Consider the following 23,788-nt stretch of genomic DNA (forward strand, 5'->3'; position numbering starts at 1 on the left):
CCGTGCGAGAGACGGTGGTCGCTCGGTGTCGCGGTCGGTCGTCCGTGCCGCCGCCGTATGCCGTTCTGCTCAGCCGCGCTCGTGCGCGAGCTCCCCGCCCACCCAGGTCTGGAGCACGGCGGTGTCGCGGATCTCGCCGGGCGCCGTCGCTTCGAGGGCCCACAGGTCGCGGTCGACGGCGACGAGGTCGGCGAGCTGGCCCGGGGCGAGGCGTCCGACGTCGGTGCGCCCGACGGACTCGTGGGCGCCGACCGTGAAGGCGTGCACCGCCTCCGTCAGGCTGATCCGCTCCTCCGGCCGCCAGCCCCCGAGCGGGTGCCCGTCGGCGCGCTGCCGTGTCACGGCGGCGTGCAGGCCGAAGAACGGGTTCGGGTCCTCCACCGGTGCGTCCGAGCCGAACGCGAGGCGCACCCCGGCGTCGAGGAAGCTGCGCCAGGCGTACGACGCGAGCCGCCGCGGCCCGATGATGGCGTCGGCCAGCTCCAGGTCGGCCGTGCAGTGGCTGGGCTGCATCGACGCCACGACGCCCAGCGCGCGGAAGCGGGGGATGTCGACGGGGAGCACGTGCTGCGCGTGCTCGACGCGCAGCAGGGCATCCAGGCCCTCCGCCCGGACCGCCTCGAAGGTGCCGAGCACGAGGCGGTTCGCCTCGTCGCCGATGGCGTGGGTCACGACGTCCAGCCCGTTGCGCGCCGCGAGGAGCGTGCGCTCGAGCAGCACGTCGTAGGGCATCGCCGCGATGCCGCAGCCCTCGTGACCGACGAACGGCTCGGTCATGTGGGCCGTGTGCGACCCGAGGGCGCCGTCGCTGAAGAACTTGACGGGCCCGACGCGGAAGGTGTCGTCGCCCTGCCCGGAGCGCCGGCCCTCGGCGACGGCCGCCTCGAGGTCGGGGTCGCGCGTGCACTTCGTGACGCGCAGCCGCAGCGCGCCCTCGGCGTGAAGGTCGGCATAGGCCGCCCGGACGTCCTCACCGTCGATGTCGGTGATGCTCGTGAGACCGTCGGCGAGCAGCGCCTGCTGGCACCGCTCGAGCCACGGTCGCAGCGGGGACTCGTCGCGGGGGATGACGTCGAGCAGCTCCTGCGCCGACTCGCGCAGGATGCCGGTCGGCTCGCCGGACGCGTCGCGCGCGATCTCGCCGCCGACGGGGTCAGGGGTGTCGCGGGTGATCCCGGCGCGTTGCAGGGCAAGGGAGTTCGCCCAGATCGTGTGGCCGTCGACGCTCGCGAGGGCGGCGACGCGGTCACCGGACACCGCGTCGAGGGCGTGTCGGTCGGGCTGGACCGGCACCGCCCACCGGTTGTGGTTCCAGCGCCCGCTGTGGAGCCACTCGCCGGCGGGAAGCCTTGCGGCGTGGGCACGCACGAGCTCGAGGGCCTCCTCGAGCGAGCGCGCCTCGCGGAGGTCGACCGAGGAGAGGTCCCGGGAGAGCCAGCCCGTGTGGATGTGGGCGTCGTGCAGTCCGGGCATGACGAGCGCACCGGTCAGGTCGACGGTCGACGCCGCGCCGGCCTCGCGGGCGTCGGCGCCGACGGCCACGACGCGGCCGTCCTCGACGAGCAGTGCGTCGGTCCAGGGGGTGGTCGCGTCGCCGGTCCAGATGCGGTCGTGCCGCAGGAGCGTTCGGCTCATGCGCCCGGCACCAGGATGAGCTTGCCGGTGGTGCGGCGGCCCTCGAGGGCCTCGTAGGCCGCGGCCACCTCCGACAGGGGGTAGCGCCCGCCCACGTCGATGCGCAGCGACCCGTCGGCCACGGCCCCGAGCACCTCGCCGGCGCGCCAGACGTACTCGGCCCGGTCGGCGACGTAGTCGGCCAGCGTCGGGCGCGTCAGGAAGAGCGAGCCGCTGCGGTTGAGCCGCTGGATGTCGAAGGGCGGCACCTGGCCGCTCGCACCGCCGAAGAGCACCATCGTCCCTCGGGGTCGCAGGGAGGCCAGCGAGGCGTCGAAGGTCGACGCGCCGACACCGTCGTACGCCACGTCGACGCCGCGCCCGGCCGCCCGGCGCACGTCGGCGGCGAGGTCGTCGGCGGTCGTGTAGTTGATGAGGTGCTGCGCGCCCAGCCCCCTTGCGATCTCGAGCTTCTCGTCGGTGCCGGCGGTCGCCACGACGGTCGCGCCACGGGCCGTGACCATCTGGACGAGCAGCTGCCCGACGCCACCGGCGGCGGCGTGCACGAGCGCCACGTCACCCGGCTTGACGGCATACGTGCTCGTGACGAGGTAGTGCGCCGTCAGGCCCTGCAGCATCGTGGCCGCCGCGACCTCGAGGTCGACGGCGTCGGGCACGGGCACGACGAGGTGGGCCGGCTTGTTGACGAGCGTGGACTCGCTGCCGGCGGACTGGCACCACGCCACGCGGTCGCCGACGGCGACGTCGGTGACGCCGGCGCCGACAGCGGTGACGGTGCCTGCGCCCTCCTCGCCGAGCACGAACGGGGTCGGCACGGGGTAGACGCCCTGGCGCTTGTAGACGTCGATGAAGTTGACGCCGGCGGCGCCGACCTCGACCTGCACCTCGCCCTCGGCGGGGTCCGGCAGGTCGTGCTCGCGCACCTGCAGGACGCTGCGGTCGCCGGGCTCGGAGACGAAGACGCTGGTCGCTCGGTTCATGCCCGCCACCCTACGACCGGCGCCGCGCCGCCCGGTGGGGGGGAGCGCCGCCCACGCCCGCCGGGCCCGGCCCCTCCTGCCCGGCCGTCGTCGTCCGTCCCGGCCGCACCGATGCGCACGAGGAGGGCCACCTCGTCCTCGAGCGCCGTCAGCAGGCGCTCCGGCTCCGGCACCTCCGCGTCGTCGGCCATGATGCCGATGCGCACGGCGCCGTCGTAGGTGACGATGCAGAAACCGACCGTGTGGCGCCCCGACCCCGGCACCCAGCCGAGCACCCCCGTCACGGGCACGCCCGCGAGGCGACGCGGCTCGCGGGGCCCGGCCACGTTCGTCGTGACGCCGATCGCCTTGTCCGCGAAGAAGTCCACGAACCGGCGCTGCAGGCGGGCGGGCACGCGCCCGATGACGGAGAGCAACGCGAAGGTGAGGGATGCCTCGGGCGAGGCCTTGAGCCAGTCCATCCGGGCCTTGCAGACGGCGAGACGGCCCAGCGGGGTCGCGTCGGCGCTCGGGAAGCGGAGGAAGAGCAGGGCGAAGCGGTTGCCGAGCTCGCGGGGGAGCGGCTCGTCGGGCGGCCGGACGTCGACGGGCACCATGGTCGCGAGGTCGACCGGAGAGCGGCCGCTCTCGCGCTGGTAGGTGTGCAGCGCGCCGGCCACCGCGCTGAGCAGCACGTCGTTGAGGGTGGCCCCGACGAGGCGGCCCACCTGCTTGAGCCCGGTGAGCGGCAGGGGCGCCGTCCACAGCACGCGCTTGCGGTGGCCCGGCACGCCGCCCACCGCGCTCTCGGGGCTGCTCGTGAGGAGCACGTCGCCGACGACCTGGCCGGTGCGCAGCGCGACGGCCGCGGTGGTCGTCGCGGCGTCGACGACGACGCGGCGGGCTCCCTTGTCGCGCAGCTGCATCCGCCCGGAGCGGATGCCGGCGCGCGCGAGTCGCAACCCGGCGGCCAGGAGGCCGCCGTTCGGCTCCCCGGCCCGGCCGAGGGGGAGGGCGGTGAGGGGGAGGGCGGCGAGCCCCGCCGCCTCCGGCGGGCCCACGAGGTCGCCGGGCACGCCGTCGGCGTCCTCGGTGAGGCCGAGCAGCACGCGGGTCAGCGCGATCCCGTCCGCGAGCGCGTGGTGGATGCGGAAGACGAGGGCGGCCCCGGGCCCGGGGCCGTCGACGAGGTGCACCTCCCAGAGCGGGCGGGACCGGTCGAACGGCCGGGGGAGGTGCTCCTCGACGTAGGCCTGCAGCGCCGCGTCGGCAGTGCCGTGCACCGGGCCGGGGAGCGTCGCCCGGTGCACGTGGTGGGAGAGGTCGAAGTCGGGGTCCTCCTCCCAGCGGTGCGCCCCGAACGGCCGTCGGCGGTGGCGCGAGCGCTCGCGGAAGACGGGGTGGGGCTCGACGAGGCGGGTGCGCAGGACGTCGAGCACGGCGTCCCAGTCGGGTCGCGACTCGAGGAGCACCACCGAGGTGATCACCATGAGGTTCGTCGGGCGGTCCATCGTCAGCCAGAGGGAGTCGGCCGACCCCATGCGCCGGCTCGCGCGGGCCACCTACGGGCTCGCCAGCCGGGCGAGGGCGTCGCCGTCCACCCGGAACGTCGTCCACTCGTCGAGCGGGCGGGCACCCTGCGCGCGGTAGAACGCGATCGACGGGGTGTTCCAGTCGAGCACCGTCCACTCGAGGCGCGTCCACCCGCGCTCGACGCACGTCGCAGCGAGCCGGGCGAGCAGGGCCCGGCCGAGACCGCCGCCCCGGTGCGCCGGCTCGACGAAGAGGTCCTCGAGCCAGATGCCCGCCTCACCGGTCCACGTGGAGAAGCTGCGGAACCACAGCGCCATCGCGACGGTCCGTCCCTCCCACACCCCCACGAGGGCGTATGCCGTCGGGTCGCCCTGCGCCGGGAAGAGGGCCCCGTGGAACTGCTCGGGCGTCGCGGTGGCCGCCTGCGGCTCCTTCTCGTACGCCGCGAGCTCGCGGACCAGCCGGATGAGGTCGGGCACGTCGGCCGGCGTCGCCTCACGGATCTCGAAGTCGCTCACGGCCCCATCCTCTCCCGCCGCGACGGGGGCACGCCTCCGGCCACGGCGGGAGGCGTGCCCCGATCGCGACGGCCCGGGCGGCCCGGGTGGCGCGGTCGGGCGCTGTGGGTGGTTCGACGTAGGCTTGAGCGATCATGAGCACGCTCTTCGACGACCTCCCCATCCCCGGCTTCCCGCACGGTCAGGACGCCTCCTCCGGAGGCTCCGGGCGGACGTCGCGGAACGGCGACGTCACCGAGCAGGGAGTGCCCACCTGGGCCGAGGCGGCCGCGCGGGGCGGGGTGGCGACCCCCGACGGGGGCCGCGGCGGGATCGACCCCGACGCCCTGCTCCAGGGGCTCAACCCCGAGCAGCGCGAGGCCGTCGTTCACGAGGGCACGCCCCTGCTCATCGTCGCCGGTGCCGGATCGGGCAAGACCCGGGTGCTGACGCACCGCATCGCGTGGCTGCTCGGCGAGCGCGGGGCGCAGCCGGGGCAGATCCTCGCGATCACCTTCACGAACAAGGCCGCGGCCGAGATGCGCGAGCGGGTCGAGGCCCTCGTCGGGCCGCGGGCGCGCGCCATGTGGGTCATGACCTTCCACTCCGCCTGCGTGCGCATCCTGCGCCGTGAGGCCGCCAAGGTCGGCATGAAGTCGACCTTCTCCATCTACGACGCCGCCGACAGCCAGCGACTCATGAGCCTCGTGCTGCGCGACCTCGACCTCGACCCGAAGCGCTACCCGCCCCGCAGCTTCTCGGCCCAGGTGAGCAACCTCAAGAACGAGCTCGTCGACGAGGAGGCCTACGCCTCCCAGGTCACCGAGGGCAACCACTACGAGCGCACGCTCGCCAGCGCCTACTCGCAGTACCAGCGTCGCCTGCGCCAGGCGAACGCCCTCGACTTCGACGACATCATCATGATGACCGTCAACATCCTGCAGGCCTTCCCCGACGTCGCCGAGTACTACCGCCGCCGGTTCCGCCACGTGCTCGTCGACGAGTACCAGGACACCAACCAGGCGCAGTACCAGCTCATCAAGGAGCTCGTCGGCGAGGTCAAGGGCCCCGAGGGCGCCTATGCCGTGCCGCCGGGCGAGCTGTGCGTCGTCGGCGACTCCGACCAGTCGATCTACGCCTTCCGCGGCGCGACGATCCGCAACATCCTCGAGTTCGAGCAGGACTACCCCGACGCGCGCACCATCCTGCTCGAGCAGAACTACCGCTCCACGCAGCGCATCCTGCGCGCGGCCAACTCGGTCATCGCCCGCAACGAGGGGCGCCGCGCCAAGAACCTGTGGACCGACTCCGGCGACGGACCGATGATCACCGGATACGTCGCGGACAACGAGCACGACGAGGCCGCGTTCGTCGCGAAGCAGATCGACGACCTCGCGGCGGAGGGCGACGTGCGCCCCGGCGACGTCGCGGTGTTCTACCGCACCAACGCCCAGAGCCGCGCCATCGAGGAGGTGCTGGTCCGGGTCGGGCTGCCCTACAAGGTGGTCGGCGGCACGCGCTTCTACGAGCGGCGCGAGGTCAAGGACGCGCTCGCCTACCTCCGGGTCATCTCCAACCCCACCGACACGGTCAACCTGCGCCGCATCCTCAACACCCCGAAGCGCGGCATCGGCGACCGCGCCGAGGCGTGCGTCGCCGCGCTGGCCGAGCGCGAGCGCATCCCCTTCGTCGCGGCACTGGGGCGCGCCGAGGACGCCCCGGGCATCGCGACCCGCTCGGTCGCGGCCATCCAGGGCTTCACGGCGCTGCTCGAGAAGCTGCGCGGCGTCTACGACGCCGGTGACGGCGTGGCAGCCCTCCTCGAGGCCACGATCGAGGAGAGCGGCTACCTCGCCGAGCTGCGGGCGAGCCACGACCCGCAGGACGAGACCCGGATCGAGAACCTCGCCGAGCTCGTCGCGGTGGCGCAGGAGTTCGACGACCGCAAGCTGCAGGAGGCCCAGGAGGTCGCGGCCAACGGCGGCGAGCTCGCCCCGGGCCAGGAGCCCGAGGACGTCGGCCCGGCCGGGGCGCTCGAGGAGTTCCTCGAGCAGGTCTCGCTCGTGGCCGACGCCGACGAGATCCCCGACGAGCCCGAGGCGAAGGCGCTCGGCGTCGTCACGCTCATGACGCTGCACACGGCCAAGGGGCTCGAGTTCCCCGTCGTCTTCCTCACCGGCATGGAGGACGGCACCTTCCCGCACATGCGTGCCCTCGCGGACCCCAAGGAGCTCGAGGAGGAGCGCCGCCTCGCCTACGTCGGCATCACGCGCGCGCGCGAGCGGCTCTACCTCTCGCGCGCGGCCGTCCGCTCCGCGTGGGGCGCGCCGCAGTACAACCCGCCGTCACGCTTCCTCGACGAGATCCCGGGCGACCTGCTCGACTGGCAGCGCCTCGGCCCCTCGTTCAGCGGTGCCCGCGGCTCCGACCGCCCGGCCGTGGCGACGCTCGCCGCCCGACCGGGCGTGCGCAGCGCCGGCAAGCGGCCGGTCATCGCCCTGTCGGCGGGCGACCGCGTCACGCACGACTCGTTCGGACTCGGCACCGTCGTGCGGGTCGAGGGGGAGGGCGAGAAGTCGATGGCGCACGTCGACTTCGGGGCCGACACCGGCACCAAGCGCCTGCTGCTGCGCTACGCCCCCCTCGTCAAGCTCTGACCCCGCACCCCCCACCCCCCACCGTCGAAAGGCCACCCTTCGCGAGTGCGCCACCGTCGAGAGGCCACCTTTCGCGGGTGCGCCACCGTCGAGAGGCCACCTTTCGCGGGTGCGCCATCGTCGAGAGGCCGGGTTTCGCGGGTGCGCCACCGTCGAGAGGCCACCTTTCGCGGGTGCGCCATCGTCGAGAGGCCACCTTTCGCGGGTGCGCCATCGTCGAGAGGCCGGGTTTCGCGGGTGCGCCACCGTCGAGAGGCCGGGTTTTGAGGGGTCGTATGCCGTCGAGCGCCGTCATCGGACGGAGGCGCACGAAGGCATCTGGCGAGGCACGGCGCCAGGCAGACGGCCGGCGGGATCGCCAAGGGTGACCTTTCGACGGCATACGGCCGCGAAAAATGGCCCCTCGACGGTCTAGGACCCGCGAAAAATGGCCCCTCGACGGTCTAGGACCCGCGAAAGGTGGCCTCTCGACGGGTCAGGACCCGCGAGAAGTGGCCTTTCGACGGTTGGGGGCGTCCGTCAGATGTCGACGCCGCGCTTGGCGAGCCAGCGCACCGGAGCGACGGCGCCGCCGTCCTCCGGGTGGATCTCGAGGTGCACGTGCGGGCCGGTGGAGTTGCCGGTGTTGCCGCTGTAGGCGACGCGCTGGCCCGGGGCCACGTCCTCGCCGACCGAGACGAGCAGGCGGCTGTTGTGCGCCATCCACGAGACGGTGCCGTCCCAGTAGCGGATCTTGACGAGGTTGCCGTAGCCCTCGTTCGACCAGCCGGCGAAGACGACGGTGCCGCTCGAGAGGGCGCGCACGGGGCTGCCGACGGGGCAGGCGAGGTCCTGGGCCGGGTGCATCTTGCCCCACCGCATGCCGTAGCCCGAGGTCAGCGTGTAGCCGGCGACGGGGGAGACCCAGCGGCGGGCCTTGGCGAGCGCGGCCTCGGCGGCCTTCTGCTTCGCGGCGGCCTTCGCGGCCTTCGCGGCCGCGGCGGCCTTCACCTTGGCGGCGGCGGCCTCCTGCGCCTCGGCGGCGGAGCGCTGGGCCGACGCGCTCGCGGTGGCGATGAGGGCGGTGGCGTCGCGGGCCACGTCACGGGAGGAGCGGGCGCCCGCCCGGTTCGCGGTGGCGGCGGCGACGGCGTCCGGGTCGGCCACGAGGCCGAGGCCGGCGACCGACTCGGAGATGTTCTTCATGGACGCGGCCTCGGGGCTCAGCTCGCTCGCGCCGGCGTCGCGGATGACGAGTCCGGCCGCGACGGTGGAGGAGAGCAGTGCGACGGGGACGACGAGACGTCGACCCCGCGAGGGCTTGGCGGCCGGACGGTGCCGGCCCGTGTAGCTGCGTGTGGGCACGAAGAGATTACCTATCGGGTCACTGGAGGAGAGCGGTCAGCCTAACGTGATCGTTTCGTTATCCGAAATCGTGTCCACAGGCCTGGCTGCCGCGATCCCGGGGCAGGGCGGAGGACGACCCGGGCCGTGGCTGACCTCGACCCTAGGACATCACCGGACGAAGCGGACAGCATTCGTGCGCATGGCGCGGTCTGGTCGTGACCGGGCCGCGACCGGGCCGCGACCGGGCCGCGACCGGGCCGCGACCGGGTCGTCAGCGGCCCGTCAGCGCGTCGAGCCCGACGACCGACCGCCGCCCGCGCGTCGGCTGCGGAGGGGGCTGACCCCCCGCGTCACCGTGGCGCCCGTCGTGTCGAGGTGGGCCAGCGCGGTCGAGATGCCGTGCACGACGCTGCGGATGATCGGCAGGCTCATGTGCCCGACGCCCTGCAGGCCGACGTGGTGCACGTCGAGGTCCTCGTGCTCGAGCCGTGCGTTGCGCTGCGGCACGACGACCTGGTCGAGGTCGCTCCAGTAGACGATGAACCGGGTCTGGCAGTCGGCGACCGGCCCGGCGAGCTCCTCCATGAGGGCACTCCCGGGGCGCAGCTGGCGGGTCAGCGTGTTGTTCCACGTGTAGGCGAGGTAGCTGCCCTGGTGCGGCGTGCCGAGCGTCACGAGCGTGTGCACGTGCTGGTCGCCGCCGAGGCGGGTCACGTAGTAGCGCGCGATGAGCCCGCCCATCGAGTGGCCGATGACGTGGATCCGCTCGTAGCCGGTCTCCTCGACGATGCGCTCCACCTCGGCGCCGAGGTCGGCGGCCGCCGCGCGCACGTCACCGGTGAGGATCGAGTAGTTGATCGTCTCGATGCGCCCGAAGCCACGGCGCACGAGCCCCCGGCGGAGCACGGTGAAGATCGAGCGGTTGTCGACCATGCCGTGCACGAGCAGGATCGGGGTCTCGGCCGCCTCGACGTCCTGGATGGCGAGGCCGCGCTGGGTGGGCGGCAGGTGCTCGAGCCGGTAGCCGCTGCGCCGGTCGCTCGCCCGCGAGCCGAGCAGCCCGAGGGGGTAGAGCCCGAGGTGCAGCCCCATCCACGTCGCCTCGACGGCGGCTCCGGCCAGCCCGGTCGGCGTCAGCAGCGCCGTGGCGACCTCTCCGGCGGCCGCGAGGAAGCCCCGCGACCGCGGCGTCGTGCCGGTCGCGGCCGCCTCCGGGCGCGGCGTCCTCGCCGCACGTGCTGCCGTTGCCACCCCGGGAACGTACCCCGATCGGTGGGCGATGCGTCACTATCGTCCGCCGCCCCGCGCGGCGCGAACTAGAGTTCCCCGCATGAGCCAGACCACCGGTGCCGAGGCCGCCGCCGTCCAGACCGCTGCGAGCCCGACCGGGGGCGGGAGCGCCGCCGACGTCATCCGCGTCGTCGTGGCCAAGCCCGGCCTCGACGGGCACGACCGTGGTGCGAAGGTCGTCGCCCGCGCCCTGCGCGACGCGGGCATGGAGGTCATCTACACGGGTCTGCACCAGACGCCGGAGCAGATCGTCGAGGCCGCGATCCAGGAGGACGCCGACGTCGTCGGCCTCTCGGTGCTCTCCGGCGCGCACCTGACCCTCTTCGCCCGGGTCGTCGAGCTGCTCGCCGAGCGCGACGCCGCCGACATCATCGTCTTCGGCGGCGGCATCATCCCCGAGGACGACATCCCCGAGCTCGAGCGGCTCGGTGTCGCCAAGGTCTTCACCCCCGGCGCGACGACGACCGAGATCGTCGGCTGGGTGCGCGAGCACGTCCACGCCGACTGAGCGGGCGCTCCCGACACCCGCGCCCGCGCACGGCAGCGGTGCAGCGAGGGCGTATGCCGTCCGCGACCTCGCACGCCGCCCGCACCGCGCGAGCCGGGCCGGCAGTGTGATCTTCGTCCGGTCGCCCGCACCCGGTGGCGTCAGCACAGGTCAGGGGCACTAGAGTCCGAGGGACAGCCTGATTCGGTTGCGCCTCGGCGCAGGGCCCCTCTCCGCGCGGAAGCGTGATGCACGTCGGGCCCCGGACGCCGCGGTGGCGCAGTCGACGACGATACGAATCGACGACGAGGACGGACCCCACCCGTGGATCTCTTCGAGTACCAAGCCCGCGACATGTTCGAGAAGCACGGGGTGCCCGTGCTGGCCGGCGCCATCGCCACCACCGCTGAGCAGGCCCGCGCGGCCGCCGAGCAGATCGGCCCGAAGTCGGGCGGCGTCACCGTCGTCAAGGCGCAGGTGAAGACCGGTGGCCGCGGCAAGGCCGGCGGCGTCAAGGTGACGAAGAGCCCCGACGAGGCGCAGGCCGCCGCCGAGGCGATCCTCGGCATGGACATCAAGGGCCACACCGTCGGCACCGTGATGATCGCCCAGGGCGCGCGCATCGCCGAGGAGTACTACTTCTCGATCCTGCTCGACCGGGCCAACCGCACCTACCTCGCCATGTGCTCCAAGGAGGGCGGCATGGAGATCGAGCAGCTCGCCGTCGAGCGCCCCGAGGCCCTCGCCCGCATCGCGGTCGACCCCAACACCGGCATCGACGCGGCCAAGGCGCAGGAGATCGTCGACGCCGCCGGCTTCGACGAGGCCGACAAGGCCGCCATCGCGGACGTCATCCAGAAGCTCTGGACCGTCTACCGCGAGGAGGACGCGACGCTCGTCGAGGTCAACCCCCTCGTCAAGACCGAGGACGGCGAAATCGTCGCCCTCGACGGCAAGGTCTCCCTCGACACGAACGCCGGCTTCCGCCACGCGGACCACGCCGCGCTCGAGGACACCGCCGCGGCCGACCCGCTCGAGGCCGCCGCCAAGGAGAAGGACCTCAACTACGTCAAGCTCGACGGTTCCGTCGGCATCATCGGCAACGGCGCCGGTCTCGTCATGAGCACCCTCGACGTCGTCGCCTACGCCGGTGAGGAGTTCGGCGGCCAGAAGCCGGCCAACTTCCTCGACATCGGTGGCGGCGCGAGCGCCGAGGTCATGGCCAACGGCCTGCACATCATCCTGTCGGACCCGCAGGTCAAGAGCGTCTTCGTCAACGTCTTCGGCGGCATCACCTCCTGCGACGCTGTCGCCAACGGCATCGTCGGGGCCCTCGACGCGCTCGGCGACGAGGAGAACCGCCCGCTCGTCGTGCGCCTCGACGGCAACAACGTCGAGGAGGGCCGCCGCATCCTGCAGGAGCGCAACCACCCCCTAGTGACGATCGAGCCGACGATGGACGGCGCCGCGCGCCGCGCCGCCGAGCTCGCCGCCGCCTCCGCCAACTGACCCCGAGCCTTCGACAAGAGAGAACGACACCATGGCTATCTTCCTCAACGCCGACTCGAAGGTCATCGTCCAGGGCATGACCGGGTCCGAGGGCATGAAGCACACGCAGCGCATGCTGAAGTCCGGCACGACCATCGTCGGGGGCGTCAACCCCCGCAAGGCCGGCACGAGCGTCGACTTCGAGGGCGGCGTGTCCGTGCCCGTCTACGGCTCCGTCAAGGAGGCCGTCGAGGCCACCGGCGCCAACGTCTCGGTCATCTTCGTGCCCGCGCAGTTCACCAAGGCCGCCGCGGTCGAGGCCATCGACGCCGAGATCCCGCTCGCCGTCGTCATCACCGAGGGCGTCGCGGTCAAGGACACGGCGGAGTTCTACAACTACGCCAAGGACAAGGGCACGACGCGCATCGTCGGCCCGAACTGCCCCGGCCTCATCACGCCCGGCGTCTCGAACGCCGGCATCATCCCGGCCGACATCTCCGGCACCGGCCGCATCGGCCTCGTCTCGAAGTCGGGCACCCTGACCTACCAGATGATGTACGAGCTGCGGGACTTCGGCTTCAGCTCGGCCGTCGGCATCGGCGGCGACCCGATCATCGGCACGACGCACATCGACTGCCTCGAGGCGTTCCAGAACGACCCCGACACCGACGCGATCGTCATGATCGGCGAGATCGGCGGCGACGCCGAGGAGCGGGCCGCGGCCTACATCAAGGACCACGTGACCAAGCCCGTCGTCGGCTACGTCGCCGGCTTCACCGCCCCCGAGGGCAAGACCATGGGCCACGCCGGCGCCATCGTCTCCGGCAGCTCGGGCACGGCCCAGGCCAAGAAGGAGGCCCTCGAGGCCGCCGGCGTCAAGGTCGGCAAGACGCCGTCCGAGACGGCCGAGCTCATGCGCGAGATCATGCAGGGGCTGCGCAAGTAGCCGGCGCGACAGCGCGTCCGGAGCGGGCGGTCACCCACGGGTGGCCGCCCGCTCCTGCTGTCAGCAGGCCATCAGGCCGATGACGTAGCCGCGGGCCCGCAGCTTCGGGACGAGCTGGTCCAGAGCGGCCACGCTCTGCGACCGGTCACCGCCGCCGTCGTGCATGAGGATCCGGGAGCCGTCGCGCACGGCGGCGAGCACCCGGCTGACGATGGTCGTCGTACCGGGGCGCGACCAGTCGCGCGGGTCGACGGTCCAGAGGATCAGGCGCTGCCCGCGGTTCGCGATGATCGTCGCGATGCGCGAGTTCGTCGCGCCGTAGGGCGGGCGCACGCAGCGGGGGCGGTAGCCGAGCGCCGACTCCATCCGGTTCAGCTGCGAGGTGACCGACGCGGTCGAGAGCGTCGTGAGGTCCGGGTGGCTCCACGTGTGGTTGCCGATGAGGTTGCCGTAGCTGCGCAGGCTGCGGGTGATCGACGGGTACCACGACACGTTCTCGCCGACCTCGAAGAAGACTGCGTGCACGCCGTACTTCCGCAGCACGGCCAGCATCCGGGGCGTCCACGTGGCGTGCGGGCCGTCGTCGAAGGTGAGGTAGACGGTGCCGGCGTAGGCGAGCGCCGTGGTGGTGCCGCCGCCGGCGCCGGTGGTGCCGGCCGGGCCGACCGCGGCTCCGGCGCCCGCCGGCGGGGCGGCGAGGGTGAGGGCCGCGAGCACGGCGGCGATCAGGGCGGTGAGGAGGTGGGCGGTTCTGGTCCTCATGGCGAGTCATCCCTTTCGCCTCCAGTCTCCGTCGCGCCGGGCCGCGCGGCGGCCCCGGAGCACTGATCCGTGCCTCACACCTCGCGCAGCGTCCCTTCCTTCGGGGTCGCGCGGCGTGGGCGCTCGCCCCGGGACGGTGATCTTGTGACCATGGGACGACGCGCCGGACCCGCGTGGCCCGCACGACCAGACCGACCCGCACATGCAGGAGTGAGACCACTGGCCCCGCCCAGCCCGACCTCGACGCCGACGGCCCCCTCGACCCGTTCCACGACGGGCCCGACGTCGGCCCTGCCCGCCGCGCTGCGCACCGGCGCCCTCGCGGCCGTCGCCACCTGGGCCGTCGTCGTGCTGCCCGCCCTCGTCGGCTGGGTCGCGGCGCCCGAGAGCACCGTCGGCTGGTTCTCGGCGGTGTCGGTCGGCAGCGCCATCTGGTTCCTCGGCCACGGCCAGTCGATCGGGGCGGGCGGCGTCGCCGTCTCGATGACGCCGCTGCTGCTGCTGGGCGTCTTCGTCCTCATCGCCCACCGCTGGGCCCGTCGCCTCGCCGCGACCGAGCGCCTGCGCGTCGGTGCGTCCGACTGGAGCCGCGTCGCCCTTCGGGGCGTCGTGCCGGGCTTCCTCGTCGGCTACGGCCTCGTGGCCGCCGTCCTCGCCCTCTTCACCCTCGGCGGGCCGGCCACGCCGGGCGTGGCCGCGGTCGTCGGGTCGCTGCTCGTGCCGCTCACCGCGCTCGGCTTCGTGCTCGTGCGCCCCGACGACGACGAGGCCCCGGCCTTCGTCCGGTCGTGGTTCCGCCGGGGGCCGACCTGGCTGCCGGCGGTCTGGCGCGTCGGCTGGCGTGGCGCGGGGCTGCTGCTCGCCGTCGGGTTCGCCGTCGTCGTGCTCCGGCTCGGCATGTCGTGGTCGGCCGTCGCCGACATCCAGGGGCAGTACGACGCCAACCTCGCCGGCGCCCTCGTCATCGGCATCGGCCAGCTCGCGATCCTCGGCAACGCGGCGACGTGGGCGCTCTCGTTCCTCGCCGGTCCGGGCTTCCAGGTCGCCGTCGGCTCGGCGATCGCCCCGGCCGCGGCCCAGCCCGGCCTGCTCCCGCTCGTGCCGGTGCTCGGCGCCCTGCCCCGATCCGCCGACTACCCGCCGCTCCTGCATGCCGTCCTGCTCGTCCCCGTGGCCGTCGGCGCCTGGCTGGGCCACCGGGTCGACGCCGAGCTCGAGTTCTTCGGCAACACGCGCGCCCGCCTCACCGCCACGGCCGTCGCCGCGGTGCTCGCGGCCGGCGTCGTCGTGGCCCTGACGGCCCTCGGCAACGGGGCCGTCGGCCTCGACCGGCTCTCGTCCGTGGGCCCGGCGCTCCTGCCGTTCGGCCTGGCCCTGGTCGCCGAGGTCGTGGCGGGCGCCCTGCTCCTGCTCGGGGTGCTCCTGCTCCTCGAGCGTCGCCGTGAGCGGGCGGCGCACGCCGACGTGACGGCGGAGGACGCCGACGAGGCCGACGACGCCGACGGGTCCGACGCTGCGGACGGCGACGTCAGCGGACGATGAGCCCGAGCATGCCGCTGTCGCGCAGCTGCGCGCAGGCACCCTGCGCGATGCCGGTCTGTGCCCCGGCGAGGCACTCCTCGTAGGCGCTCACGCTGTCGTAGAAGGCGACCTGCATGGCGAGCGTCGAGAGCAGCATGATGCTGATGACGAGCGTCACCGCGGGCCAGACCTTCTCCCGGCCCCGCCGCGAGGAGAGGAACCGGAGCAGGCGCACCGTCAGCACGATGGCGATGACGAGCGGCAGCACGGCGACGAAGCGCTTGGGCAGCGGGAGGTACATCGCGACGAGCGCGAGGAGCACGAGCAGCGCGACCGGCAGGGTGCGCTTGGCCTTCTCGCGCGCGAACGCGATCTCCTGCTCGGGCGTCGGGTCGGTCATGGACCCATCCTCACCCATCGGCCGCTGCGTCCCCACATCGCCCCGTGGGACGGCCCGGTCTGCCGCAGACGTCTCGGCCCGGGGAGCGGCCGGCCGACTACACTCCGGCGCGTGACGATCGACGCCGCGCCCGCCCCGCACCTCCCGGTCGACGTCGTCGTCCTCGTCTCCGGGTCGGGCACGCTGCTGCAGGCGCTCCTCGACGCGAGCGTCGACCCCGACTACGGCGTGCGCGTCGCCGCCGTCGGCGCCGACCGCCCGTGCGCGGGGATCGAGCGGGCGCAGCGTGCCGGCATACCGACCTTCGTCGTCGCCCCGTCGACGTATGCCGACCGTGGGGCGTGGGACGCCGCCCTCGCCGAGCGGGTGGCCGGGCACGCGCCGCGGTTCGTCGTGACGGCCGGCTTCATGCGCATCCTCGGCCCGGCGACGCTGGGCACCGCGCCCGTCGTCAACACCCACCCGGCGCTGCTGCCGAGCTTCCCCGGGGCGCACGGGGTGCGCGACGCCCTCGCCTACGGTGTCAAGGTGACGGGCACGACGTGCCACGTCGTCGACGCCGGCGTCGACACCGGGCCCATCATCGAGCAGCGGGTCGTGGCCGTCGACGACGACGACACGGAGGAGAGCCTGCACGAGCGGATCAAGGTGCAGGAGCGCGAGCTGCTCGTCGAGGTCGTGCAGCGGCTGGCGCGCGAGGGCTTCGTCGTGCAGGGGCGACGAGTTCGGCTCGGGAGCGCCTGACCGCTACGCTGGTCGCACACGACTGGCGCAGGTGGGACACCACCGGGGAGTGACGTCGGGAGCATCGACCGCCTGGGTGCCTCGCGAGAACGGATGCCGACCGTCTGACCGACGGACGCACCGCGACCGATGTCACCGAACCAGGAGTGCACCCATGACCGCAGCCCCGTCCGCGCCGAGCACCGACGGCCGCCGCCCCATCACGCGGGCCCTCGTCTCCGTCTACGACAAGTCCGGCCTCGAGGAGCTGGCCCGCGCGCTCGACGCCGCCGGCGTCGGGATCGTCTCCACCGGCTCGACGGCCAAGGCGATCGCGGCGCTCGGCATCGAGGTGACTCCCGTCGAGGCCCTCACCGGCTTCCCCGAGTGCCTCGAGGGACGCGTCAAGACGCTGCACCCGAAGGTGCACGCCGGCATCCTCGCCGACACCCGCAAGCCGGACCACCTGCACCAGCTCGACGAGCTCGGCGTCGCGCCGTTCGAGCTCGTCGTCGTCAACCTCTACCCGTTCCTCGAGACCGTCGCCTCGGGCGCCACCCCCGACGAGTGCATCGAGCAGATCGACATCGGCGGACCGTCGATGGTGCGCGCGGCCGCCAAGAACCACCCGAGCGTTGCCATCGTGACGAGCCCGGCGGCATACGGCGAGGTCACCGAGGCGCTCGGGGCGGGCGGCTTCACGCTCGAGCAGCGCCGGCGGCTCGCGGCGGAGGCCTTCGTGCACACCGCGTCCTACGACGTCGCGGTCGCGAGCTGGATGGGCAACGTCGTGGCCGACACGAGCGACGGCACGGGCTTCCCGGCCTGGGCCGGCGCGACGTACGAGCGGGCGGCGGTGCTGCGCTACGGCGAGAACCCGCACCAGCGCGCGGCGCTCTACCGCACCGGGCGCCCGGGGGTGGCGAGCGCGGAACAGCTGCACGGCAAGGAGATGTCGTACAACAACTACGTCGACACCGACGCCGCCGTGCGCGCGGCCCACGACCACGGCGACCAGCCCACGGTCGCGATCATCAAGCACGCCAACCCGTGCGGCATCGCCGTGGGTGCCACGATCGAGGAGGCCTACGAGCGGGCGCACGCGACCGACCCCGTGAGCGCGTACGGCGGCATCATCGCCTCGAACCGCACGGTCACGGCGGCCATGGCGGCGGCGGCCAAGCCGGTCTTCACCGAGGTCGTCATCGCGCCCGACTACGAGCCCGAGGCGCTCGAGATCCTCACGGCCAAGAAGAACCTCCGTGTGCTGCGACTGCCCGCCGGCATGGCGCAGGCGGGGGCGGCCGTCGAGACGCGCCCGGTCGGCGGCGGGCTGCTCATGCAGTCGGTCGACCGCGTGGACGCCGTCGTGAACGGCGAGGACGGCGACGTCACCGGTGGTGACGACGCGGCGAACTGGCGCCTCGTGTCCGGCGAGGCCGCCGACGAGGCGACCCTCGGCGACCTGCAGTTCGCGTGGCGCGCCATCCGCGCCGTGAAGTCCAACGCCATCCTGCTCGCCGACGGCGGCGCGGCGGTCGGCGTCGGCATGGGCCAGGTCAACCGCGTCGACGCGTGCCACCTCGCGGTCCGCCGGGCGGGGGAGGAGCGGGCCCGTGGCTCGGTCGCGGCCTCCGACGCCTTCTTCCCGTTCGCCGACGGCCTGCAGATCCTGCTCGACGCGGGCGTGCGCGCCGTCGTCGCGCCGGGCGGCTCGATCCGCGACGACGAGGTCGTCGCGGCGGCGCAGGCGGCCGGCGTGACGATGTACTTCACCGGCACCCGGCACTTCGCGCACTGACGCGACGGTTCCGAGGGCCACGAGGCGGCCACGACCCCGACGGGTCGTGGCCGTCCGCGTGTCCGGTGGGCTCGTGGTCGGCCGGCGCGCCGGGGATGACAGGCTGAGCCGCATGCCCGACCTCTCCCGTGCCGCCGGCCCGACCGGCTCCCGCTCCCGCGGCTCCGACCGCACCTGGCTCGTCGCCCTCGCCGCCTCGTTCTGGGGGCTCTCCGCGCTGTGGCGCGAGCCGCTCGCCCGCGAGTACCCCGCGCTCGCCATCGTCTTCTGGGAGCACCTCGTGCTCGTGGTGCTCGTCAGCCCGTGGGTGGTGCCGGCCGTCCGCCGGGTGCTCGCCGCGGACGTGCGCACGAAGGTCAGCGTGCTCGTCATCGGCGCCGGCTCGTCGGCGCTCGCCACGACCCTGTTCACGGCCGCGTTCCGCACCGGCGACCCGATCACGCCGCAGGTGCTGCAGAAGCTCCAGCCGGTCATCGCCGTCGCCCTCGCGGCGGTCGTCCTCGGCGAACGGCTGCACGCGCGCTACGTCCTCTTCGCCGTGCCGGCGCTCGCCGGCGCGTGGCTGCTCGCGTTCGCCGACCCGCTCGGCGTCACGGTCTCGAGCGCGAAGGCCGCGGCGCTCGCGGTCGGCGCCGCCGGGCTCTGGGCCGCCGGCACGGTGCTCGGACGGGCCGCGAGCGCGCAGCTGCGCTTCGCCGACATCACGGCCCTGCGGTTCGTCGTCGGGCTCGTCACCCTGCTCGTGCTGAACCTCGTGACCTCCACGCCCCTCGCGCTCGGCTGGGACGCCGCCCCGAACATCCTGCTGCTCGCGGCGATCCCGGGCCTGCTCGCGCTGCTGCTCTACTACCGGGCGCTCGGGCGCACCCCGGCCTCCCGCGCCACGCTGGCCGAGCTCGCCTTCCCGCTCACGGCGGCGCTCGTCGGGGTCGTGGCGCTCGACGCGAGCCTGACCGGCTCGCAGTGGGTCGGCTTCGCGGTCGTGCTGGCCTCGGTCGTCGGCCTCGCCGTGCACGAGCAGGTCGCGAACCGACCGTCCGTCGTGGCTCCCGCCCGCGCCGAGGAGGCCCTGGCTCCCACCCCCTGACCGGGACCCCGCACCGGGCCCGCGCCGCCCCACCGGGCGCGCGCGAGCCGGGGTGGGTGGGAACGTGCGAGTGCCCAGGCCCCCGTGAGGACCTGGGCACTCGGCATACGTCGGACCGGGGTCAGCGGGTCCAGCGGTAGCCGGTCGGCTCGCCCTCGCCGAGGTCGACGATGGCGGCCACGGGGCCGCCGCCGTCGGGGCCCTGGTGCGCGGCCGAGACCGACACGAAGACGGCCGGGTCGCCGGTCACCGCGGCCGTGACGCCACCGACGCACGACTTGATCTGGCGGTGCCAGTGCACGTCGGAGTCGTCGAGCATGGCGTTGCGACGGCCGTGCACCTGCCCGTCCTGGCTCACCTCGCACTTGAGGAAGACGTTGACGAGGCGGCCCTGGATGTCGCTCGTGTGGGCGCGCTCCGGCAGGTCGAGCCCGGCGTCCTTGATGGCCGACCAGATGCCGTCGGCGTCGAGGGCGTCCTGCATGACGGAGTGGCCGATGCGGTAGCGACCGCCGACGCCGCGGGCGTTGCCGACGACGACGACCTGCGCCTGGTCGAGCTCGACACCCGAGCTGCACGAGGCGACCGAGGAGTAGAGCGAGCGGTTGTGCATGACGTCGGCGTCCGTCGGCATCTCGATCTCGCCGAGGGCGACGGCGATGCCGAGGCCGGTCGTGCCGTTGGAGAGGTCCATCGACTCGTGGGTGTGCTCGGTCCAGACCTGCTGGCCGCGCGACTTGGCGTCGCGGATCGTGTGGATCGTGAGCAGCGGCGTCTTCGTCTGCACGTAGTGCACGTCGGCGGGGTCGGTGATGCCGGCCCGCTCCATGGCGACCTTGACGGCGTCGGCGACCTTGCTGACCATCGCGACGTAGCCGATCTCCTCCGGCTTGATCGGCTCGCTCATCGCGAAGCCGACCGTGAGGCGCAGCTCGTCGGACGGCTCGGCCTTCTCGGCGGGCACGGTCGCGAAGATCGTCGCGTGGGGGCTGATGACACCGTCGGTGCCGCCGGACCACACGATGGGGACCTGCTTGACCTGCTCGGCGGGCGCCCCCTTCTCGACCAGCACCTCGCGGAAGGCGCGGTCGGCGATGATGCGGGTGTAGTCGTTGACCCCACCGTTGCCCTCGGTCTTGCCGATGATGGCGATGACGCGGCTCGCCTCCATCACGCCGTCGTCGATGAGCTTCGCGAGCTCCGACGCGTCGGCGACCGAGTGGATGGGGACCTTGCGCACCTCAATGGCTTCGGGCACGGAAATCACCTTTCTGTTTGCGGGTTCTCGATGACGGTCCCGACCTGGCCGTCGATGGCTGGAGCGAGCTGGTCGAGCGCGGTGATGATGGAGCGTCGGCCTCCACCACGGACGAACCGGAGCGCGGCCTCGACCTTCGGGCCCATCGAGCCCGACGCGAAGTGCCCCTCGGCGGCATACGCCTCCATCTCGGCGAGCGTGACGCGGCCGATGTCGTGGGCGTCCGGCGTGCCCCACGCGGCGACCGCGTGCGCGACGTCGGTGGCGATGACGAGGACGTCGGCGTCGACGGCGCGAGCGAGCAGCGCAGCCGTCAGGTCCTTGTCGATGACGGCCTCGACGCCCTGCACGGCGCCGTCGGCGCCACGCACGACGGGGATCCCGCCGCCGCCGGCCGCGACGACGACGTAGCCCGCGCCCAGCAGGGTGAGCAGCGTGTGCGTCTCGAGCACCTCGAGGGGCTCGGGCGAGGCGACGACGCGGCGCCACCCCTTGTCGCCGCGGTCCTCCCAGCGCTCGCCGTGGTCGATGAGCGCCTGGGCCTGCTCGCGCGGCAGGAAGCGGCCGACGGGCTTGGTCGGGTGGGTGAAGCCGGGGTCGTCGGCGTCGACGAGGGTGCGCGAGACGAGGGCGGCGACGGGGCGCGCGGCGTCGCGCTCGGCGAGCGCCGCCTCGAGCGTGTCGAGCAGCGTGAAGCCGATCGTCCCCTGCGTCTGCGCGCCGCACCAGTCGAGCGGCACGGGCGGCACGACGGAGGCGGCGAGCTCGTTCTTGACGAGCAGGTTGCCGACCTGCGGGCCGTTGCCGTGCGTCACGACCACCTCGTGGCCGGCCGCGACGAGGTCGGCCAGGTGCCGGCTCGCCTCGGCGATGGCGGCGCGCTGCGCCTTGGGCGTCGCGCTGCCGTCGGGCCCGGTCATGGCGTTGCCGCCCAGGGCGACGAGCACCCTCACGGTGCGTCCTCGGTCGTCATGGCGTGAGCCTAGGGAGCCGGGACGAGCGGGCGCGTTGGCACCTCCTGCCCAACGCGGGCCCCGACATTGGCAGATGTATGCCGTCCGCCCCGGTCACGCGGTCGGCCGCGGGTGCGCGAGCGAGGTGGACGGGTACGTGCCGGTAGGGTCGGGGGAGCGCCGCGAGGCGCACGAGCCGTCGAGCGGAGAGGTGGCCACGCTGTGGGAGTCGGAGTCCTGCTCGCCGTCATCGGCGCCATCCTGGCGTTCGCGGTGCGCGCCAACACGTCGGTCGTCAGCCTGCCCACCGTGGGCATCATCCTCATGGTCGCCGGTGGGGCGCTGATCTGGCACGGGCGCAAGGGAACCCGTCACCAGCGGGTCATCACCCGCGAGGAGCGGCCGGGCGGCGCCGCCGGCCCGTCGAGCACGGTGCGCCAGACCATCGAGGACCGCGACATCGACTGAACCGTCGAAAGGCCACTTCTCGTGGCCCCCACCCGTCGAGTGGCCACCGTTCGCGGGTCTGACACCGTCGAGAGGCCACTTCTCGTGGCCCCCACCCGTCGAGTGGCCACCTTTTGCGGATCTGCTTGGTCGAGGGGCCACGATCGGCGCCTGGCCACTCGACGGAAGCAGACCCGCAGAGTTTGGCCTCTCGACGGGAGCAGACCCGCCAAGGTTGGCCTCTCGACGAAAGCAGACCAGCAAAGGTTGGCCCTTCGACGGTGTCAGCGGCGGCCGAGGCGGCGGTAGCGGTCCAGCCGCGCGGCGAGGCGCTGCTCCGGCTGCTCGCGGGCGAGGACCGCGAGCTCGTGCTGGATCGTCTGGCTCATCCTCCGGCAGAAGTCCTCGGGCTCGTCGGCGGCGTCGGGGTGCTCGGCGACGATCCGGTCGACGATGCCGTCCGCGAGCAGGTCGAGCGAACGCACCCGCTGCGCGGTCGCGAGCTCGGGCGCGTGGTCGGTGTCGCGGTGCAGGATCGCGGAGGCGCCCTCGGGCGGCAGCGGAGAGAGCCACGAGTGCTGCGCGCAGATGACCCGGTCGGCGGGCATCACCGCGAGGGCCCCGCCGCCGGTGCCCTGTCCGAGCAGCACGCACAGCGTCGGCGCCTCGAGCGTCACGAGCTCGGCGAGGCAGCGGGCGATCTCGCCGGCGAGGCCGCCCTCCTCCGCCTCCTGGGAGAGCGCGGCGCCCGCGGTGTCGACGATGCTGACGAGGGGCAGGCCGAGCTCACGGGCCAGGGCCATGCCGCGCCGCGCCACGCGCAGGCCCTTGGGCGAGAGCGGCGCGTCGAGCGTCTGGCCGCGGCGGTCCTGGCCGAGCACGACGCAGGGCGCGCCGCCGAAGCGCGCGAGCGCCATGAGCAGGCCGGGGTCGTACTCGCCCTGGCCCGTGCCGTGGAGGGGGAGGACGTCGGTGGCGCCGAGGCGCAGCAGGGCCCGGACGCCGGGCCGGTCCTCGCGGCGCGACCGGCCGATCGAGTCCCACGCCGGCAGGTCGGCGAGCGGCTCCTTGGACAGCTCCGGCACGTCGGGGAGGTCCTCGTGGGGCGCCATCAGCACGTTGAGCGCCCGGTCGGCCGTCTCGGCGAGCGCCTCGACGGGCAGCACGGCGTCGATGAGGCCGTGCTCGAAGAGGTTCTCGGCGGTCTGCACGCCGTCGGGGAACGCGCGCCCGTAGAGGGCCTCGTAGACGCGGGCGCCGAGGAAGCCGATCGTGGCGCCCGGCTCCGCGACGGTGACCTGGCCGAGCGAGCCCCACGACGCGAAGACGCCACCGGTCGTGGGGTGTCGCAGGTAGACGATGTAGGGCAGCCCGGCCGCCTTGAGCTGGGCGCAGGCGGCGCTGATCTTCACCATCCCGACGAACGCGGGCGTGCCCTCCTGCATGCGGGTGCCGCCCGAGCTGGGCGCGGCGAAGACGGGCAGCTCCTCGCGGCGGGCGCGCTCGAAGGCGAGCACGATGCGCTCCGCGGCCACCGCGCCGATCGACCCGGCGAGGAAGGCGAACTCGCCGGCGATGACGGCGACGCGCCGTCCACGCAACCGGCCCTCGCCGGTGATGATGGCCTCGTCGCACCCGCTGCGCTCGGTCGCCGCGGCCAGCTCGGCGGCATACGTGCTGCCCGGCTCGGCGGGCTGGTCGGGCGGCGCGTCCCAGCTGCTCCACGTGCCCGCGTCGAGCACCGTCTCGAGCAGCTCGCGCGCGCCGAGGCGGCGGGGCTTCGGCCGGTCGGTCGGTGCAGCGACAGACGGCTCCTCGCCTCCCGGGCGGGTGGCGGTGGCAGCGGGGTCGGGCGATCCGGACACGGTGCTCCTCGGCGCCCGCGGTCTCCGGCGCTGCGGTCGGCTCCGCAACGCGCACTGCGCGGGCCCGTCCCACTGTGCCGCAGCCGTGCGCGGGCAGCGTCGGCAGCCCTTGCCGGAGACGGGCCGGATGCCTTGGCGCACCCTGCCAGCGCC

At 73.8% G+C, this 23,788-nt stretch carries 19 protein-coding genes, 1 pseudogene and 1 riboswitch; of the genes and pseudogenes, 9 read left to right on the top strand and 11 right to left on the bottom strand.

Going from position 1 to position 23,788, the window contains the following annotated elements:
* Positions 1-69: 69 nt before the first annotated feature.
* The 4 genes and pseudogenes from ABT295_RS18350 to ABT295_RS18365 all read right to left on the bottom strand — a co-directional run.
* Positions 70-1,635 (bottom strand): amidohydrolase, encoded by a 1,566-nt coding sequence (locus tag ABT295_RS18350; RefSeq protein ID WP_352395834.1) that lies wholly within the window; start codon positions 1,633-1,635, stop codon positions 70-72.
* A complete protein-coding gene (locus ABT295_RS18355) occupies positions 1,632-2,615 on the bottom strand; it encodes a quinone oxidoreductase family protein (protein ID WP_352395835.1) in 984 nt (327 codons plus the stop codon). Before ABT295_RS18355 ends, ABT295_RS18350 begins: the two co-directional genes overlap by 4 nt.
* Positions 2,612-4,156, bottom strand: a complete 1,545-nt coding sequence (locus tag ABT295_RS18360; RefSeq protein ID WP_352395836.1) for a wax ester/triacylglycerol synthase family O-acyltransferase — start codon at positions 4,154-4,156, stop codon at positions 2,612-2,614. The genes ABT295_RS18355 and ABT295_RS18360 overlap by 4 nt, the downstream gene beginning before the upstream one ends.
* Positions 4,157-4,672: pseudogene (locus ABT295_RS18365) on the bottom strand (GNAT family N-acetyltransferase); the annotation flags it as partial. It abuts the gene before it with no gap.
* Between the two features lie 107 nt (positions 4,673-4,779).
* On the opposite strand from ABT295_RS18365, the gene pcrA reads away from it, so the two are divergent.
* Positions 4,780-7,281, top strand: coding sequence for a DNA helicase PcrA (gene pcrA / locus ABT295_RS18370; protein ID WP_352395837.1), 2,502 nt, complete (start codon positions 4,780-4,782; stop codon positions 7,279-7,281).
* A 519-nt stretch (positions 7,282-7,800) separates the two neighbouring features.
* Here pcrA and ABT295_RS18375 read toward each other — a convergent pair.
* Both ABT295_RS18375 and ABT295_RS18380 read right to left on the bottom strand, forming a co-directional pair.
* Positions 7,801-8,625, bottom strand: coding sequence for a M23 family metallopeptidase (locus ABT295_RS18375; protein ID WP_352395838.1), 825 nt, complete (start codon positions 8,623-8,625; stop codon positions 7,801-7,803).
* Between the two features lie 264 nt (positions 8,626-8,889).
* Positions 8,890-9,858: an esterase/lipase family protein gene (locus ABT295_RS18380; RefSeq protein ID WP_352395839.1), complete on the bottom strand. Its 969-nt coding sequence runs from the start codon at positions 9,856-9,858 to the stop codon at positions 8,890-8,892.
* Between the two features lie 79 nt (positions 9,859-9,937).
* Here ABT295_RS18380 and ABT295_RS18385 point away from each other — a divergent pair, with 79 nt between their 5' ends.
* The 3 genes from ABT295_RS18385 to sucD all read left to right on the top strand — a co-directional run bounded on the left by ABT295_RS18385 (position 9,938) and on the right by sucD (position 12,818).
* Positions 9,938-10,405, top strand: coding sequence for a cobalamin B12-binding domain-containing protein (locus tag ABT295_RS18385; protein ID WP_352395840.1), 468 nt, complete (start codon positions 9,938-9,940; stop codon positions 10,403-10,405).
* 303 nt (positions 10,406-10,708) lie between these two features.
* Positions 10,709-11,893 (top strand): ADP-forming succinate--CoA ligase subunit beta, encoded by a 1,185-nt coding sequence (gene sucC / locus ABT295_RS18390; RefSeq protein WP_352395841.1) that lies wholly within the window; start codon positions 10,709-10,711, stop codon positions 11,891-11,893.
* Between the two features lie 31 nt (positions 11,894-11,924).
* On the top strand, positions 11,925-12,818 hold the full coding sequence (gene sucD / locus ABT295_RS18395) for a succinate--CoA ligase subunit alpha (RefSeq protein WP_352395842.1): 894 nt from the start codon (positions 11,925-11,927) through the stop codon (positions 12,816-12,818).
* A gap of 60 nt (positions 12,819-12,878) precedes the next feature.
* Here sucD and ABT295_RS18400 read toward each other — a convergent pair whose 3' ends face one another.
* On the bottom strand, positions 12,879-13,580 hold the full coding sequence (locus tag ABT295_RS18400) for a polysaccharide deacetylase family protein (RefSeq protein WP_352395843.1): 702 nt from the start codon (positions 13,578-13,580) through the stop codon (positions 12,879-12,881).
* Positions 13,581-13,790: 210 nt separating this feature from the next.
* On the opposite strand from ABT295_RS18400, the gene ABT295_RS18405 reads away from it, so the two are divergent.
* Complete coding sequence (locus ABT295_RS18405; protein WP_352395844.1) at positions 13,791-15,122, top strand: cell division protein PerM; 1,332 nt, start codon at positions 13,791-13,793, stop codon at positions 15,120-15,122.
* Here ABT295_RS18405 and ABT295_RS18410 read toward each other — a convergent pair.
* Positions 15,109-15,501, bottom strand: a complete 393-nt coding sequence (locus tag ABT295_RS18410; protein ID WP_352395845.1) for a hypothetical protein — start codon at positions 15,499-15,501, stop codon at positions 15,109-15,111. The genes ABT295_RS18405 and ABT295_RS18410 overlap by 14 nt on opposite strands.
* Before the next feature lie 111 nt (positions 15,502-15,612).
* On the opposite strand from ABT295_RS18410, the gene purN reads away from it, so the two are divergent.
* The 3 genes from purN (at position 15,613) to ABT295_RS18425 (ending at position 19,112) form a co-directional block, all read left to right on the top strand.
* Positions 15,613-16,245: a phosphoribosylglycinamide formyltransferase gene (gene purN, locus ABT295_RS18415; RefSeq protein WP_352395846.1), complete on the top strand. Its 633-nt coding sequence runs from the start codon at positions 15,613-15,615 to the stop codon at positions 16,243-16,245.
* Positions 16,246-16,253: 8 nt separating this feature from the next.
* A riboswitch (ZMP/ZTP riboswitch) is annotated at positions 16,254-16,330 on the top strand.
* Between the two features lie 69 nt (positions 16,331-16,399).
* Complete coding sequence (gene purH, locus ABT295_RS18420; RefSeq protein WP_352395847.1) at positions 16,400-18,025, top strand: bifunctional phosphoribosylaminoimidazolecarboxamide formyltransferase/IMP cyclohydrolase; 1,626 nt, start codon at positions 16,400-16,402, stop codon at positions 18,023-18,025.
* Positions 18,026-18,137: 112 nt separating this feature from the next.
* Positions 18,138-19,112, top strand: a complete 975-nt coding sequence (locus ABT295_RS18425) for a DMT family transporter (RefSeq protein ID WP_352395848.1) — start codon at positions 18,138-18,140, stop codon at positions 19,110-19,112.
* Positions 19,113-19,233: 121 nt separating this feature from the next.
* On the opposite strand, the gene bar is transcribed toward ABT295_RS18425, so the two are convergent.
* Positions 19,234-20,370: a barbiturase gene (gene bar, locus ABT295_RS18430; protein ID WP_352395849.1), complete on the bottom strand. Its 1,137-nt coding sequence runs from the start codon at positions 20,368-20,370 to the stop codon at positions 19,234-19,236.
* 5 nt (positions 20,371-20,375) lie between these two features.
* Positions 20,376-21,323, bottom strand: coding sequence for a carbamate kinase (locus tag ABT295_RS18435; protein ID WP_352395850.1), 948 nt, complete (start codon positions 21,321-21,323; stop codon positions 20,376-20,378).
* A 222-nt stretch (positions 21,324-21,545) separates the two neighbouring features.
* On the opposite strand from ABT295_RS18435, the gene ABT295_RS18440 reads away from it, so the two are divergent.
* Positions 21,546-21,791 carry a hypothetical protein gene (locus tag ABT295_RS18440; protein ID WP_352395851.1) on the top strand — a complete coding sequence of 82 codons (246 nt, stop codon included), beginning with the start codon at positions 21,546-21,548 and terminating at the stop codon, positions 21,789-21,791.
* A 263-nt stretch (positions 21,792-22,054) separates the two neighbouring features.
* Here the strand turns inward: ABT295_RS18440 and ABT295_RS18445 are convergent, their stop codons facing one another.
* Positions 22,055-23,512 carry a carboxyl transferase domain-containing protein gene (locus tag ABT295_RS18445; RefSeq protein WP_352395949.1) on the bottom strand — a complete coding sequence of 486 codons (1,458 nt, stop codon included), beginning with the start codon at positions 23,510-23,512 and terminating at the stop codon, positions 22,055-22,057.
* Positions 23,513-23,788: the final 276 nt, after the last annotated feature.

Source organism: Terrabacter sp. NPDC000476 (genome assembly GCF_040300125.1).
In the GTDB taxonomy this organism is placed as follows: Bacteria; Actinomycetota; Actinomycetes; order Actinomycetales; family Dermatophilaceae; genus Terrabacter.

Bases quoted from the DNA above. Each gene is read 5' to 3' on its own strand.
- ABT295_RS18385 (WP_352395840.1), top strand. From the start codon at position 9,938: ATGAGCCAGACCACCGGTGCCGAGGCCGCCGCCGTCCAGACCGCTGCG.
- sucD (WP_352395842.1), top strand. From the start codon at position 11,925: ATGGCTATCTTCCTCAACGCCGACTCGAAGGTCATCGTCCAGGGCATG.
- purH (WP_352395847.1), top strand. From the start codon at position 16,400: ATGACCGCAGCCCCGTCCGCGCCGAGCACCGACGGCCGCCGCCCCATC.
- ABT295_RS18410 (WP_352395845.1), bottom strand. From the start codon at position 15,501: ATGACCGACCCGACGCCCGAGCAGGAGATCGCGTTCGCGCGCGAGAAG.
- pcrA (WP_352395837.1), top strand. From the start codon at position 4,780: ATGAGCACGCTCTTCGACGACCTCCCCATCCCCGGCTTCCCGCACGGT.
- ABT295_RS18400 (WP_352395843.1), bottom strand. From the start codon at position 13,580: ATGAGGACCAGAACCGCCCACCTCCTCACCGCCCTGATCGCCGCCGTG.
- ABT295_RS18350 (WP_352395834.1), bottom strand. From the start codon at position 1,635: ATGAGCCGAACGCTCCTGCGGCACGACCGCATCTGGACCGGCGACGCG.
- ABT295_RS18355 (WP_352395835.1), bottom strand. From the start codon at position 2,615: ATGAACCGAGCGACCAGCGTCTTCGTCTCCGAGCCCGGCGACCGCAGC.
- ABT295_RS18425 (WP_352395848.1), top strand. From the start codon at position 18,138: ATGCCCGACCTCTCCCGTGCCGCCGGCCCGACCGGCTCCCGCTCCCGC.